The organism is Aerococcus kribbianus (assembly GCF_026805545.1).
Classification (GTDB): Bacteria; Bacillota; Bacilli; order Lactobacillales; family Aerococcaceae; genus Aerococcus; species Aerococcus kribbianus.
The window spans coordinates 35,664-51,437 of sequence record NZ_JAPRFR010000002.1 but is presented as its reverse complement, the minus strand read 5'-3'; the positions used below and the strand labels follow the sequence as shown (position 1 = coordinate 51,437).

At 40.8% G+C, this 15,774-nt stretch carries 12 protein-coding genes; all 12 read left to right on the top strand.

All coding sequences use genetic code 11. The features are described from left to right. Positions 1–71 precede the first annotated feature (71 nt). Positions 72–422 carry a DUF1033 family protein gene (locus OW157_RS05215; protein WP_268752300.1) on the top strand — a complete coding sequence of 117 codons (351 nt, stop codon included), beginning with the start codon at positions 72–74 and terminating at the stop codon, positions 420–422. Then, complete coding sequence (locus OW157_RS05210) at positions 373–2,793, top strand: DNA translocase FtsK (RefSeq protein ID WP_417882749.1); 2,421 nt, start codon at positions 373–375, stop codon at positions 2,791–2,793. The genes OW157_RS05215 and OW157_RS05210 overlap by 50 nt, the downstream gene beginning before the upstream one ends. A gap of 57 nt (positions 2,794–2,850) precedes the next feature. Continuing rightward, entirely contained in the window at positions 2,851–3,429 is a 579-nt protein-coding gene (gene pgsA, locus OW157_RS05205; protein ID WP_268752298.1) for a CDP-diacylglycerol--glycerol-3-phosphate 3-phosphatidyltransferase, read from the top strand. A 149-nt stretch (positions 3,430–3,578) separates the two neighbouring features. After that, the gene (locus OW157_RS05200) at positions 3,579–4,802 is read left to right on the top strand and encodes a competence/damage-inducible protein A (protein ID WP_268752297.1); all 1,224 of its coding nucleotides are present in this window, start codon (positions 3,579–3,581) and stop codon (positions 4,800–4,802) included. A gap of 80 nt (positions 4,803–4,882) precedes the next feature. Next, complete coding sequence (gene recA, locus OW157_RS05195) at positions 4,883–5,992, top strand: recombinase RecA (protein ID WP_268752296.1); 1,110 nt, start codon at positions 4,883–4,885, stop codon at positions 5,990–5,992. Between the two features lie 225 nt (positions 5,993–6,217). After that, a complete protein-coding gene (rny, locus tag OW157_RS05190) occupies positions 6,218–7,789 on the top strand; it encodes a ribonuclease Y (RefSeq protein ID WP_268752295.1) in 1,572 nt (523 codons plus the stop codon). Between the two features lie 126 nt (positions 7,790–7,915). Beyond that, positions 7,916–10,480, top strand: a complete 2,565-nt coding sequence (mutS, locus tag OW157_RS05185; protein ID WP_268752294.1) for a DNA mismatch repair protein MutS — start codon at positions 7,916–7,918, stop codon at positions 10,478–10,480. 1 nt (position 10,481) lies between these two features. Further along, positions 10,482–12,482 (top strand): DNA mismatch repair endonuclease MutL, encoded by a 2,001-nt coding sequence (gene mutL / locus OW157_RS05180; protein ID WP_268752293.1) that lies wholly within the window; start codon positions 10,482–10,484, stop codon positions 12,480–12,482. A 79-nt stretch (positions 12,483–12,561) separates the two neighbouring features. Then, entirely contained in the window at positions 12,562–12,999 is a 438-nt protein-coding gene (gene msrB, locus OW157_RS05175) for a peptide-methionine (R)-S-oxide reductase MsrB (protein ID WP_268752292.1), read from the top strand. 11 nt (positions 13,000–13,010) lie between these two features. Further along, positions 13,011–13,616: a Holliday junction branch migration protein RuvA gene (gene ruvA, locus OW157_RS05170; protein WP_268752291.1), complete on the top strand. Its 606-nt coding sequence runs from the start codon at positions 13,011–13,013 to the stop codon at positions 13,614–13,616. Positions 13,617–13,633: 17 nt separating this feature from the next. Beyond that, positions 13,634–14,650 (top strand): Holliday junction branch migration DNA helicase RuvB, encoded by a 1,017-nt coding sequence (gene ruvB, locus OW157_RS05165; protein WP_268752290.1) that lies wholly within the window; start codon positions 13,634–13,636, stop codon positions 14,648–14,650. Between the two features lie 2 nt (positions 14,651–14,652). Further along, complete coding sequence (queA, locus tag OW157_RS05160; protein ID WP_268752289.1) at positions 14,653–15,756, top strand: tRNA preQ1(34) S-adenosylmethionine ribosyltransferase-isomerase QueA; 1,104 nt, start codon at positions 14,653–14,655, stop codon at positions 15,754–15,756. Positions 15,757–15,774 lie beyond the last annotated feature (18 nt).

Genomic DNA, 15,774 nt, shown 5'->3' with positions numbered 1-15,774 from the left:
CCGTTATACCTCAATGAATGAAAAATAACGCATTATTTGCTATAATTAGCTACTGATTGGAGGCAACTGATATGTTTCACGTCTTAACGATAAAAGCTTTCTCAGAACCTTGGTGGTTGGATTGGGAACAAGATAGCATAGAAGTCTTGCATCGCTCTTCATGGACTGATTTACCGGCAGCAGAGTCAGCCTACCAAAAAGAAAAAGCCAAATACACCGACAAATTTGCATACAAGAAAGAAAAATCACCTCACATGTGGGCTGCTTGGACCCCTGGAGACTATGCCTATTGTGCCGCCTGTGGGGATGATGAACAGGTTTATATAGGGGTAATGATTGACCAAGCAAGTCACCAAGTTAACGAAAACAAAGATGAAAGGGAGGACATTTGTGGCCAAAACGAGAAAAAAACGCACGAATAAAAAACAAAAACAAAATGTCCAATGGCAAGTCACAGCAATTATTATCTTATTTATTAGTATTATTGGAATTGCCCATTTAGGCTTTTTTGGACGTTTAATTAATCACTTAATCCAGCTTTTTATTGGAGACCTTTATATTGCAGTCCTAATTGTTTTAGCTTACGGGGCATTGACCTATTTATTTTCGGGTCATTTGCCAAAAATCAGGAATCGTCTCCATCTTACGGTCTTACTTTTGCTACCGGTACTGGCCCTATTATTCCATGCTTGGACTTACCAAAATGTAGCAGCAAGCGATGATTCCATAATTACGAGCACCTGGCAACGAGGTGTGGCTAATTTTATGCCGGAAAGTACTAATATTACGCTAGGGGGAGGGCTAGTAGGAGCCCTTCTCTATAGTTTAAGTTATTTTGCCTTAAGCCAATTAGGGACTTATATTATCATCGGCATGGCTTTAATCGCTATCTTATGCTTCTTGTTTGGTATTTCTGCTAGTGACCTTTTGCAGGCTTTTCAACTGATTGGACTAAGCCTGGCCGACTGGTGGGCAGATTTTTATCAAGCAAGTAAAAGTCAGATCACTCAGTGGCACACTAAACGAAAAGAAGCTCGAGCTGATAAAGCTGCGGGGAAAAATAATAAAGACAAAGCTAGCTTACCAACTCAAGAAGATAGACAAAATGTCGTTGAGACAGAAGCACCAACACCTACTAGTAATGACCATTCTGAAGTAGAAATTGTTGGCCCTAAACCTATTACTAGTAATCAAAGTGATTTAGTCGAGGATAATCATCCTAGCGTATCATCCAAGAAGGGTAACCATATTGTTGATCGCCCTGAAAGTCAAGTAAATCCTGACCAAGGGAATGCTGAAGAAGACGATGAAGTCTTAAGTGAAGAAGAATTAGGGGCTATTACAATGGATGGTGAGCACGAAAATCCTGACTATCAATTGCCTTCTTCTACATTATTGCGCCCGATTCGCCAGGTTGACCAAAGTAGCGAATATGAAGTCATTAAGGAAAATGTGCGCAAGTTAGAAGCTACTTTTGCTAGTTTCAATGTGGATGCTAAAGTGACCAAGGCTAACTTAGGTCCAGCTGTAACCAAATATGAAATCCAACCGGCTATTGGGGTTAAGGTGAGCAAAATTGTTAATTTAGCTGATGATATTGCTCTAGCCTTAGCTGCCAAGGATATCCGTATTGAAGCGCCCATTCCTGGCAAGTCCTTTATCGGGATCGAAGTGCCTAATCAAAGAGTGAGCCTGGTCTCATTTAGGGACAGTTTTGAAAACCAAGAGCAAACGGATAAGTTACTTAATGTAGCCTTGGGGCGGGATATTTCAGGAAATATCCAATCAGCTGATCTCACTAAGATGCCCCATCTATTGGTTGCTGGTTCAACTGGATCAGGGAAGTCAGTGGCCATTAATGGGATGATTGTTAGCATTCTAATGAAAGCCAAACCTAATGAAGTCAAATTAATGATGATTGATCCCAAAAAGGTTGAACTCAACGTTTATAATGGTATTCCTCACTTATTAACTCCAGTGGTGACTAATCCACGTAAGGCAGCACAAGCCCTTAATAAGGTAGTCGAAGAAATGGAACGTCGTTATGAACTCTTTGCCATGACAGGACAGCGAAATATTGATGGCTATAATGAGCATATTCAGAACGCCCAAGAAGAGGGTGAAGCTAAGGCTAAGCTCCCTTATATTGTGGTTATTGTGGACGAGTTAGCTGATTTAATGATGGTTGCCTCTAAAGAGGTAGAAGCAGCTATTATGCGTTTGGCTCAAATGGCCCGGGCGGCTGGAATTCACATGATTCTAGCCACACAAAGACCTTCAGTGGATGTTATTACTGGGATTATTAAGGCCAATGTCCCTTCTCGAATTGCCTTTGCTGTCTCTAGTGGAACTGACTCCCGAACTATTATTGACCAAAATGGGGCCGAAAAACTGCTAGGGCGAGGAGACATGCTCTTTACGCCAATGGGTGAAGGCAAACCAATCCGTGTTCAAGGGGCCTATATTACGGATGAAGAGGTTGAACATGTAGTAGAATTTGTTAAAAACCAACAGGAAGCCAACTATGTTGAAGCCATGATGCCTAGTGAATCAACCAGTACTGAAGCTAGCGAAGACTTAGATGAATTGTGGGATCAAGTACTTGATTTTGTGAAAAGTCGTGATACCGTTTCTATTTCTATGTTACAAAGACAGTTTCGTATTGGCTATAATCGGTCAGCCCGCCTGGTTGATGATTTAGAAGCTCATAATTATGTGAGTCCCCAAGATGGATCCAAACCACGTCAGGTCTTGATTACAGAAGAAGACCAATCAAATCACGACCCTCAATAGTTGAATTCGTGTTAACATAAGGTTAAAGTCAAAGATTTTTTGAGAAGGAGTGGTAAAGTGAACTTACCAAATAAATTAACCGTTATCCGTATTGCCATGATTCCTGTTTTTATGATTTTTGCCGAATGGGGAGCGAGCCGCGGGACTTATGCTGTATTTGGCTCCACCCTTAATATCCCCTTAGTCATAGCTATGTTAATTTTTGCGCTAGCTTCCTTTACCGACTGGTTGGATGGCTATATTGCACGTCGCGATAATATTGTGACAAATTTTGGTAAATTTGCTGATCCTTTGGCAGATAAGATGCTGGTAGCCACTGCTTTGATTGAACTGGTTACAATTGGTTTGGCACCGGCTTGGGTAGTCGCTTTAATTATTATGCGTGAACTAGCCGTGACTGGTTTGCGATTACTTTTAGTGCAATCGGGTGAAGTGATGGCTGCGAAATGGCCAGGTAAGGTTAAAACTTTTACGCAAATGTTGGCCATAATTTTCTTGCTTATTGGTGACTTTCCTTTTGGCTTCTTACCATTTTCATTGGGAACACTTTTACTCTATCTAGCCTTGTTCTTTACTTTGTATTCTGGTTACGACTATTTTGCTAAGAATACTCATGTATTTAAAGATGGGCTATAAGGTAAGAGGATTGCCTAATGCATATTTAATTGACAAGTTTTTATAATTAAGGCAGGCTGGAACGTTTTGTTCCAGCCTCTCCTTTCTAAATTTTTATTTTCCTTGTTTTTTTTGCGAATAAAATACGTATTTATAATTAGGAGGTTTATATGAAGGCAGAAATTATTGCTGTAGGAACGGAATTATTGATGGGACAGATTGTTAATAGTAATGCCCAGTTTATTGCTCAACGCCTCAATGAAATGGGATTGTCTCACCATATTCAAACGGTAGTGGGAGACAATCCTGAACGTTTGATAGCGGTGATTCAACAAGCCGAGCAACGGTCTGATATCATTATCTTAACGGGAGGCATTGGGCCTACCCGTGATGATTTAACGAAGGAGTGTCTTGGTGAGTATTTAAATGAGGAACTTGTGATTGACTCAGAGTCTTTAGAGAATGTGAAAGCCTCCTTTAAAGGGCGGGTCATGGTCTCTTCTAATGAAAAGATGGCAGCGACCCTTGCCAATGGGGACTTGATGCCTAATGATAATGGCCAAGCTATTGGGACAGTGATTGAGAAAAATCAACATCTATATCTCATTTTTCCTGGTCCACCTAAGGAATTACAAGCTATGTTCAGAAATTATGGTCAAGACTATATTCGTCAATGGTTGAATGAAGACCTAGTGATTAAGTCACGCTATCTACGTTTCTTTGGTATTGGAGAGTCTTTGTTGGCTGATAAACTTGACGACTTGATTCGGAACCAAGAAAACCCAACTTTAGCCACTTATGCTTCTGACTATACAATTACGGTACGAATTACTGCTAGTGCCCAGACTCAGGAAGAAGCTGATGGTCTAATTGCGGATATGATAGCAAAAATTGAAGCGATTGCGGGTGAGTATATCTTCGGTGAAGGGGAGCATATCAGCCCTGCCCATGCCTTACAGAATAAGTTGAAGGCCGACCACTTACGGATTGCATTTGCAGAAAGTTTGACAGCTGGTTTGGCAGCTGATTTATTGGCTAGTGTGCCTGGAGCTTCAGCTGTTCTGGAAGGGGGCCTGGTTACCTATAGTCGTCAAGCCAAGCAAAGACTGTTAGAGATTCCTAAAGATCTTCTAGACAGTGAGGGTATGGTATCAGAGGCTTGTGCACGGGCTATGGCAGAAAAAACTCGTGAAAAATTTGCTAGTGATATTGCCGTTTCCTTTACAGGGGTAGCTGGTCCGGATTCTTTAGAAGGCCATAAACCGGGCACAGTCTTTGTAGGTTTCGCTTATAAGAATGGCCATACTCAGGTAAAAAGTTACCATTTTAATGGTAATCGTGAGGCAGTTCGTCATCGTGTTGTTTATGCGGCTTACTTAGAATTAATTAACTAGAACATTTGTTCGCATTTTACTTGCTTTACTGTAAAAAAATCGCTACAATGAGTGAGAGAAGAATAGAGGAGGAACAGTGAATGACTAACGAAAAAAACGATGAAAACCGTAAACGTGCTCTTGATGAAGCCATGAAGAAAATTGAACGTAACTATGGTAAGGGCTCTATTATGCGGTTAGGGGAACAAGCTGATCGTAAGGTATCAACCATCCCAACTGGTTCACTAGCTTTGGATATTTCCCTAGGTGTTGGTGGCTATCCACGGGGACGTATCATTGAAGTCTATGGACCGGAATCCTCTGGTAAAACAACCGTCGCCCTCCATGCCATTGCAGAAGTTCAAAAGCGCGGTGGGATTGCTGCCTTTATTGATGCGGAACACGCCCTAGACCCTGAATATGCAGCTAATTTAGGGGTAAATATTGATGAGTTACTCTTATCGCAACCAGACACTGGGGAGCAAGCCTTAGAAATTGCTGATGCCTTAGTGTCTTCAGGGGCAATTGATATTGTCGTTGTCGACTCTGTTGCAGCCTTAGTGCCACGAGCTGAAATTGAAGGAGAGATGGGCGATTCTCATATTGGTTTGCAAGCGCGGTTAATGTCACAAGCCTTGCGTAAATTATCAGGGTCAATCAACAAAACCAAAACCATTGCTTTATTTATCAACCAAATTCGGGAAAAAGTGGGTGTTATGTTTGGTAACCCTGAAACCACTCCTGGTGGTCGAGCTTTAAAATTCTATTCTACTATTCGCTTAGAAGTTCGTCGGGCAGAGCAAATTAAGGAAGCCAAGGAAGTGATTGGTAACCGAACTAAGATTAAAATTGTGAAGAATAAGGTGGCCCCACCATTCAAAACCGCAGAAGTGGATATCATGTATGGCCAAGGAATTTCCAAAGAAGGGGAATTGGTTGACCTAGCCTCTGAATTAGACATTATTAACAAAAGTGGGTCATGGTACTCTTACGGTGATGAACGTATCGGCCAAGGACGGGAAAATGTAAAACAATTTTTGAAAGAAAATCCTGAAATTTTAGCTGACGTTGACCGTAAAGTGCGTCTTCATTTCGGTATTGGACCTGATGGCAAATTATCAGCAGAAGAATTGGCTGCTCTAGAAGAAGCAAACAAAGAAGGTCAAGAAAGTTTAGATTTAGACCAAGAATCTGATACTGCGACAGAATAAGCTGTCTATTTTATTGATAGCATCAACTATGGCCACTAGTGATAGAGAAACTAGTGGCCATTTTTGAATAATAACTGTTTATTTTAACTGGCTTATATGGAGGGTAGCGTAGGGATGTCCGTTGACAATTAGCTCATGTAAATATACAATTACTAATGTATGTTATAGACATATAGTGATTAAAAGCAATGTAATTAACAATTAAATAGATACGGAGGTGAGACTATGGGGTTTACTGAAATTGCCTTCGCTATCGTTACTTTAATTGTTAGCTTCATTATTGGTGCATTCATCGGTATTCGCACAATAAAAACGCAACAAAGTATAGAAATTGATGATGCTAAGCAATCTGCTAAGAGCATTATCGAAAATGCTCGTCGTGATGCAGAAGCGGAAAGCAAAGAAATTAAAATTAATGCGAAGGAAGAAGCGCAACAATATCGTAATGATATTGAAGACGACTTAAAAGAACGCCGTAGTGAAGTTAAAGCACAAGAAAATAGATTGAATCAACGGGAAGAGAATTTAGAACGTCGAGACAATTTACTTTCTGACAAAGAGAGTCACTTGGAATCGAGAGAACAATCCTTACGTGATCGTCAGAAAAATTTAGAGGCCAATGAGGCTAAGGCAGAATCATTAATCGCAGACCGACAAGCCAAAGTTGTCGAGATTGCTGCGATGACTCGTGATGAAGCCCGTCAGTTATTATTAGATGAAATGGATCAGACCTTGGTCCATGATAAAGCAGTGATGATACGTAATGCTGAACAAGAAGCGAACGACCAAGCGAATCGTATTGCTAAACAAATTATTCTACAAGCAATCGAACGATCAGGTGCTGACACTGTTTCAGAAAATTCTGTAACCGTGGTCCACTTGCCAAATGATGACATGAAAGGTCGGATTATTGGTAAGGAAGGACGTAATATTAAGACATTAGAAGCACTAACCGGTATTGATCTGATTGTAGATGATACACCTGAAGCTGTCGTTTTAAGTGGTTTTGACCCGATTCGTCGTGAAATTGCTAAGAATGCCTTGGATCGCTTGATTGCTGATGGGCGTATCCATCCCGCTAAGATTGAAGAGGCGGTTGAAAAGGCACGTAAAGAAATGGACACGACAATTCGCGAAGTTGGTGAGGAAGCCACCTTTGACTTAAGCATTCATTCCCTTCATCCTGATTTAATTAAGATTCTAGGACGATTAAATTATCGGACGTCTTATGGACAAAATGTCCTCAATCACAGTATAGAAGTTGCCAAATTAGCCGGTGTTATGGCTGCCGAATTAGGCGAAGACGTCAGTCTAGCAAAACGGGCTGGCTTGCTTCATGATATTGGTAAAGCCCTTGATCATGAAGTTGAAGGATCCCATGTCCAAATTGGGGCAGAACTGGTAATGAAATATCATGAAAATGATGTGGTTGTTAACAGTGTAGCAAGTCATCATGGCGACATTGAAGCTAACAGTATCATAGCGTCCTTAGTAGCAATCGCTGATGCCTTATCAGCTGCGCGACCAGGTGCCCGTAGCGAGTCATTGGAAAATTATATCCAGCGACTTAGAAGTCTAGAAGCCATTGCCAATGAATTCCAGGGCGTTAAGAATGCCTTTGCTATTCAAGCAGGACGTGAAATTCGTGTTATGGTTAAACCAGACGCAATTGATGATTTGCAAGCGATTAAATTATCACATGAGCTCTCCAAACGGATTGAAAATGAACTTGATTATCCAGGTCAAATTAAAGTAACGGTAATTCGCGAAAAACGTGCAGTTGCCTATGCTAAATAATAGAGAAGAGGTTGGGACTATTTCCCAGCCTTTTTCAATTTTAATAATTAGTCGCCATTGTCAATCTTAAACATGACTTTATGCTAAAATGACAAGTAGAAATGACTAGTGAGGAAAGTGAAATTTATGCCCCAAAAAACCAAACAAACACCTATGATGGCCCAGTATCAAAAACTAAAAGATCAGTATCCCGATGCTTTCTTATTTTTTCGACTCGGCGATTTTTATGAGCTATTTAATGATGATGCCCGTAAGGCCGCACAAATTTTAGAAATTACTCTAACTTCTCGAAACAAAAATGCTGAAGATCCTATTCCGATGTGTGGTGTGCCATATCATTCAAGCCAAGCCTATATCAAGGTATTGATTGAACATGGCTATAAGGTTGCCATTGCTGAACAAATGGAAGATCCTAAATCCGCTAAGGGAATGGTGGCGCGTGATGTGATTCAAGTTATAACACCTGGAACCTATATGAGTGAAGAAGTGGGTAACCAAGCTAATAACTTTATCTTAGCCATCCGGGCAGTGGAAGAGGCTTATGTACTTGCCTATGCAGATGTCGGAACTGGTGAGTTAAAGGTGACCCAAGTCACTGATTTTGAAGCAGTGAAGACAGAATTCATGCAATTGAACGCCAATGAGCTCTTGCTTGATCAAAGTCTTAGTCAAGAAGAAATCACTGCCTTAGAAAATCTGCATACTTTTACCTTGTCTCGTTCCAAATCTCAATCTTCTGACCAGACTTATGGCGATATTTTGGCTAATATTGACTCTCCAGTAGAACGGGATTGCTTGATTTTTTTGATTTCTTATATCAATTCGATGCAAGGGCAGGCCATTGATCATTGGCAAGAAGCAGCTCACTATGAAGTGTCTCATTACTTGCATATGGATTATTTTGCTAAACAAAATTTAGAATTAACCCAATCAGTTCGTACTGGAAAAAAATCTGCCTCATTGTTAGCTTTCTTAAATCAGACAGAAACCGCTATGGGACAGCGGCTTTTAAAACAATGGCTAGACCGGCCCTTAATTGCTGAGGATGATATTAATAATCGCTATGATCAAGTTCAAGACTTAATTAATCATTATTTTAACCGTATGGAAATTAAAGAAAATTTACATGGGGTTTATGATTTAGAACGCTTAGTAGCAAAGGTAGCCATGGGAACAGTTAACCCTAGAGAGCTTAATCAGTTGAAAAACTCCCTTATGCGTCTCCCAGCTATTTTAGAACAAATCAAAGAATTACCTAGTGAGCATTGGAATGCTTTACTTAACCAAGTGGTTGAAGTGCCAGACTTAGTGGCATTGATTGATGGTGCCCTAAATGAAGATTCTAAGGCTACTCTAAAAGATGGCGATGTTATCAAAGACGGCTTTAATGAACAATTGGATGCCTACCGTGATGCGATGCGCAATGGACGCCAATGGTTGGCAAGTTTACAAGCGCAAGAGCGGGAGAAAACTGGCATTAAATCACTTAAAATTGGTTTCAATAAAGTCTTTGGCTACTATATTGAAGTCAGCAAGGCGAATCTACATCTATTAGAGGAAGGGCGCTATGATCGTAAACAAACTTTGACGAATGCTGAACGTTTTATTACACCTGAACTCAAGGAAATGGAAGCTAAAATTTTAGAAGCTGAAGAGCGGTCCTTGGCTTTGGAATATGAATTATTTACCCAGGTAAGACTTGAGGTGAAAGAGGCCCAAAGTCAATTACAAAGTATTGCTCAGGCTATTGCGGCTATTGATGTCCTACAAAGCTTTGCGGAAATTTCGGAAAACCAGCAATTTGTCCGGCCTAGCTTGTCTATGCAAAAGCGGGTAATCAATGTGGTTGACTCCCGTCATCCTGTGGTTGAAGGGGTGATTGGCAAAGAAAACTTTGTCCCTAATTCCATTATTATGGATGAAGACACGTCGATATTAATGATTACGGGTCCTAATATGTCTGGAAAATCGACTTATATGCGGCAACTAGCATTGATTGTTATTATGGCCCAGATGGGATGTTTTGTTCCGGCTCAATCAGCTGAATTACCGATTTTTGATCGTATCTTTACCCGTATTGGTGCTGCTGATAATCTTTTAGCTGGTCAATCGACATTCATGGTAGAAATGATGGAAGCCAACCAAGCCTTACAGCATGCAAGTGACTATAGTTTGCTATTATTTGATGAATTGGGAAGAGGGACGTCCACTTATGATGGGATTGCATTAGCCCAGGCCATTTTAGAATACTTGCACGATCATTACCATGCCAAAACCTTGTTTTCCACCCATTACCATGAGTTAGTGGATTTGGAAGACAAACTACAAGGACTACGTAATGTCCATGTGGGGGCCAGTGAAGAAGATGGGCATTTGGTTTTCTTACATAAAATATTTGCTGGAGCAACAGATAGGTCTTATGGGATTCATGTGGCTGAGCTGGCTGGTTTACCACATAGCTTGATCCAAAATGCTCAGAGCATTTTGTCTGCATTAGAGGCCCAAGAGGGTGCTAGAGGCCAGAGCCAGCAATTGTCACTCTTTGATACTAGTCAGGCTAATAGCTATGCAGCAAGCACAACGGAAATCGATGTCTTAGATAAGTTGCGTCAGTTAGATACTGATGACCTTTCACCTAAAGAGGCCTTTAAATTATTAGATACTTTGATTGAAGAATTAAAGGAGGAGTGACATGTCCATCAAAGAATTGCCGATTCAAGTAGCCAACCAGATTGCTGCGGGTGAAGTGGTAGAACGCCCCGCTTCAGTGGTAAAAGAATTGGTCGAAAATGCTTTGGATGCCGGTGCCAGTGAAATTACTATAAAAGTTGAAGAAGCTGGACTTTCCTTGATTTCAGTGACGGATGATGGTCGTGGAATGTCTTGTGATGACTTAAACTTGGCCTTTAAACGTCATGCTACTTCAAAAATCTATCGTCCAGAAGATCTTTTTCGTATTCGTAGTTTAGGTTTTCGAGGTGAGGCCTTGCCTAGTATTGCTTCCGTTTCTGAAGTCACTATCCAGTCTTCTGATGGGAAAACAGGTCGCCGCTTGTCTTTATTAGCTGGCGAAATTGTTGATCAAGACCAATCTGCATTAAGAAAAGGCACCGACATTAAAGTTGAAAACTTATTTTTTAATACGCCAGCACGTTTGAAGTATATTAAGAGTTTGAAAACTGAATTGGCCCATATCAGTGATGTGGTTAACCGTTTGGCTATGAGTCATCCTCAGGTACGTTTTCTCTACCAACATGAAGAAAAAATTTTATTAGAAACTAATGGCAAAGGGCATGTGGCTGAAGTTCTAGCAGGAATTTATGGCTACAAACAAGCCCGGGATATGATAGCTATCAGTGGAGAAGAGGTTAACTTTAAGGTGACGGGGTATATCTCCAAACCAGAATTAACTCGAGCCAGTAAGAATTATATGTCCTTATTTGTGAATGGTCGCTATATCAAAAATTATGCCTTAAATCAAGCCATCATCAAGGGCTATGGATCTAAGTTAATGATTGGACGTTATCCTATTGCTGCCATTTATATTGAATTAGATCCACAATTGGTTGATGTTAATGTCCACCCTACAAAACAAGAAGTGCGAATTTCCAGTGAGGCTGATCTTTACCAGCTCATTATGAAGGCTGTTTCTGAGGCCTTGACTCCTATACAACGGATTCCGAGTATCCATACAAGTCATAAGGATGAGAAAGGGGAAGAAGATAGGTGGCAGTCTCGTTTTAGTCAAGAGGAAGACTTGGAGGCAACCCGGAAAGGTCCTACCAGAGAAAAATTCGAACAAGGACATTTGGATTTTTCTAGTCAAGCCAAGGAAAGTTTTTCTTTGGATCAAAAGCCTATAGAATCAAATAAAGAGACACATCACATGCCGCAATTTTTAACTGATTATGTTCAAGTTGATGATTCTTCAAATGATGACTTCCAGATTCACGAGGATAAGGTAGCTAGTCTAGACCAGGAATTAGCCTACCTCGATACTGATAAATTACTACAAATTCCTTCTGGCCATCAAGAAAAGATATGGGACACCGTTAAAAAAACCAACCAAGAACAGTTAGATTCTTCAAAACATTTTCCTGACCTTAACTATGCGGGTCAAATTCAAGGTACCTATCTCGCTTGTTATAATGAGGACGGTATGTATTTAGTGGACCAACACGCTGCTCAAGAGCGAATAAAATATGAATATTATCGAGAAAGTATTGTTGATTATGGGCAAAGTATGCAGAGTCTACTCTTTCCCATTGTTTTAGACTATACCCAAGCAGAAAAAATTGTTATTGATCAATTAAAAGAAAAGCTAGCTGATATGGGCGTAATGTTAGAAGAGTTTGGGACCTCTGCTTATATTGTCCAAAAACATCCTCTCTGGATGGGTAAGAAAAATATCCAAAGTATTATGGAAGATTTAATAGCCTTAGCCATCGAGGACCCTAATGCTAGTCTAAAAGATTATCGTGAAGCCACGGCGATAATGATGTCTTGCAAACGGTCGATTAAAGCTAATCACTATTTGGATGATAACCAAGCGCGACGTTTATTGGCAGATTTAAGTAAATGCGAGAATCCCTACAATTGTCCTCATGGTCGCCCGGTATTAGTCCATTTCTCCAACTATGAAATTGAACGATTATTTAAACGGATTCAAGATCCGCACCAAGCTCGTCAATAAATGCTAAGTGAAATATTCGGCAAGGCTTTCTTCCTATGCTAAAATAGTTAGTAAGTATGCGTGTAAGGAGTCGATAAAAATGAACGAACAAGAAAAGCAAAGACGTCTATCTGAATTAGACACAATCCAATATGAAGTTACTCAAAATGCTGCTACCGAACGCCCTTTTTCGGGACAATATGATGATTTTTATGAAAAAGGAATTTATGTTGATATTGTAGATGGCAAACCATTATTTGCTTCTAGTCAAAAATATGATGCAGGTTGTGGCTGGCCAAGTTTTTCTAAGCCGATTGCTGATGATGAATTAGCTGAAGTTACTGATACATCTCACGGTATGGTAAGAACTGAAGTCCGTAGTCAGTCAGCTGATTCTCACTTAGGCCATGTTTTTAATGATGGTCCCAAAGACCAGGGGGGATTACGTTACTGCATTAATTCAGCGGCCTTACGTTTTATACCTCTAGAAGAGATGGACCAAGAAGGCTACGGGCAATATAAGTCCCTAGTTGAATAGGGGAGGGTCTAATGTTTGAATATATGATTGGGCGCTTGATCGATGTGTATGCAAACGGTCTAGTTGTTGAAAATGCAGGGATTGGCTATTTTATTTATATGGCCAATCCTTATCGCTTTTCTAGTCAACAAGGACAGGAAGTCAAAGTTTGGTTATATTTATCAGTTTCTGATAATGACCGCCGTTTCTATGGGTTTAAAGATGCCCAAGAAAAAGCCTTATTTATGCAACTGATTTCAGTGTCTGGTATTGGCCCTAAATCTGCCTTGTCTATACTAACTCTAGACGATAATCCTGGTTTAATCCGAGCCATTCAGACCAATGACCTAAACTTCTTATCGCGGTTTCCAGGGGTAGGAAAAAAAACTGCCCAACGGATTGTCCTAGATTTAAAAGATAAGGTGGGTGATTTAGCTCCAAGTCTTGAAGTAAAGGCTACAGTGCCACCTGCTGAAAATCAAGATCAAGCCCTTATGACTGACCTGGAAGAAGCCCTACTAAGTCTCGGCTATAGTAATAGGGAAGTGAAGCGCGTCGTTAAACAAGCTGATTTTTCTGGAGCAGAAAATACGGCGGAAGCTATCCGTATGGCCTTACGTTATATCACTAAATCATAATAGAAGGGGAGAAGAAGATGACTGATGCATATAATCGCGATCAAGCCCCACAACAACAAGCAGATGAAGAAGCTTTTGACTTATCTTTGCGCCCGCAGTTTTTGGGGGAATATATTGGTCAGTCAGAATTAAAAGCAGAATTATCGGTCTATATTCAAGCAGCTCAATCTCGTGAAGAATCATTGGACCATGTCTTGCTTTATGGGCCACCAGGTTTAGGGAAAACGACCTTGGCCAAGGTCATTGCCAATGAAATGCAGGTCAATATGCAGTCCACTTCAGGACCAGCTATTGAAAAAACAGGTGATTTATTGGCCCTCCTAAATGAATTGGAAGCTGGGGACGTTTTATTTATTGATGAAATTCATCGTTTGCCGCGCAGTGTAGAAGAAATGCTTTACAGTGCAATGGAAGACTTTTATGTTGATATTATCATCGGTCAAGATGAGGGGGCACGGGCCTTGCACTTTCCTTTGCCTCCCTTTACGCTCATTGGGGCAACGACTCGACCCGGAGCCTTATCGTCACCCCTACGTCACCGTTTCGGGATAATGGAACATATGCGCTACTATCAGGTAGAAGAATTAGAAGAAATTGTTAAACGGTCTAGTCAAGTTTTTGATAGTGAAATTGCTAGTCCAGCTAGTCATGAAATTGCATTGCGGTCGCGAGGGACCCCGCGTATTGCTAACCGTTTGTTCCGGCGGGTGCGTGATTTTGCCCAAGTTTATCGCGACAATCATATGATTGATTTAGATATTACACGCCAAGCCTTAACTGTTTTACAAGTTGATGAGAAAGGTTTGGATCAATTAGACCGTAAGATTCTTGATACAATGATTAAATTTTACCAAGGGGGGCCAGTTGGCTTGACAACGATTGCGGCCAATTTGTCAGAGGAGGCAACCACCATCGAAGATATGTATGAACCTTATCTTATTCAACAAGGATTCATACAGCGTACACCACGGGGACGGGTTGTGACTGCCCTTGCCTACCAACATTTAGGTTATCCCTACCAGGAGGATGAATAATAATGACGCTTAGCACACAAGATTTTGACTTTGATTTACCTGAAGAACTGATTGCCCAAAGCCCTAGCAAAGAGCGTTTGGGGAGTCGGCTTTTACAGTTGGATGCCCAAAGTGGAGCTTATAAGGATGGCTACTTTCCTGACTTAGCCGACCAATTAGTCAGCGGCGATGTTCTGGTTTTAAATAATACTCGGGTGTTACCCGCTCGTTTATACGGTGTTAAGGAGGACACAGGTGGCCACCAAGAAGTCCTTTTGTTACATAATATTGAAGGTGACCGCTGGGAAGTGTTAATGAAACCTGCTCGTCGTGCGAAGGTTGGTTCCACTGTTGATTTTGGCCATGGAAAGTTAAAGGCTACTATTGTTGAAGAATTGGAACATGGGGGCCGAATTGTTGAATTTTCTTATCAAGGAATTTTTATGGAAATCTTGGAAGAATTAGGGGAGATGCCCTTGCCACCTTATATTAAACAGCATTTGGATAATCCCGATCGCTATCAAACAGTCTATGCCAAGGAAAACGGCTCAGCAGCTGCGCCCACTGCTGGCTTACATTTTACCAGAAAATTTTTAGACCAATTACAGGAAAAAGGGGTAAAAATTGCCTATTTGACTCTGCATGTCGGTCTAGGGACTTTTCGTCCGGTATCAGTTGAGAATATTGATGACCATCATATGCATTCGGAATTTTATCGTCTCGATGAAAAAAATGCAGCATTAATCCAAAAAGCGAAAGAGCAAGGTAAGCGTATAATCGCAGTGGGAACGACTTCAATTCGCACTTTAGAGACAATTGGTACGAAACACCAAGGACAGGTTAAGGCTGAGTCAGGATGGACAGATATTTTCATTGCGCCTGGTTATGAATTCCAATTAGTGGATGCCTTTATTACTAATTTCCATTTACCTAAATCCACTTTAATCATGTTAGTCTCTGCTTTTGCAGGTCGAAGTCATGTCTTAGCCGCTTATGAGCATGCTGTTCAATCAGGCTACCGCTTCTTTAGCTTTGGAGATGCCATGTTTATTAAGGGTCCTCAATTCAATGACCCAGAAATTAGTCTTGAAGATAAGGCAGCCGCCCAAAAGCGCAATCAGCTTTAAATATAAATTATTAAGCTA

Coding starts and splice junctions, on each gene's coding strand:
- OW157_RS05215 (WP_268752300.1), top strand. CDS start 72: ATGTTTCACGTCTTAACGATAAAAGCTTTCTCAGAACCTTGGTGGTTG.
- OW157_RS05210 (WP_417882749.1), top strand. CDS start 373: ATGAAAGGGAGGACATTTGTGGCCAAAACGAGAAAAAAACGCACGAAT.
- OW157_RS05200 (WP_268752297.1), top strand. CDS start 3,579: ATGAAGGCAGAAATTATTGCTGTAGGAACGGAATTATTGATGGGACAG.
- recA (WP_268752296.1), top strand. CDS start 4,883: ATGACTAACGAAAAAAACGATGAAAACCGTAAACGTGCTCTTGATGAA.
- rny (WP_268752295.1), top strand. CDS start 6,218: ATGGGGTTTACTGAAATTGCCTTCGCTATCGTTACTTTAATTGTTAGC.
- mutS (WP_268752294.1), top strand. CDS start 7,916: ATGCCCCAAAAAACCAAACAAACACCTATGATGGCCCAGTATCAAAAA.
- mutL (WP_268752293.1), top strand. CDS start 10,482: ATGTCCATCAAAGAATTGCCGATTCAAGTAGCCAACCAGATTGCTGCG.
- msrB (WP_268752292.1), top strand. CDS start 12,562: ATGAACGAACAAGAAAAGCAAAGACGTCTATCTGAATTAGACACAATC.
- ruvA (WP_268752291.1), top strand. CDS start 13,011: ATGTTTGAATATATGATTGGGCGCTTGATCGATGTGTATGCAAACGGT.
- ruvB (WP_268752290.1), top strand. CDS start 13,634: ATGACTGATGCATATAATCGCGATCAAGCCCCACAACAACAAGCAGAT.
- queA (WP_268752289.1), top strand. CDS start 14,653: ATGACGCTTAGCACACAAGATTTTGACTTTGATTTACCTGAAGAACTG.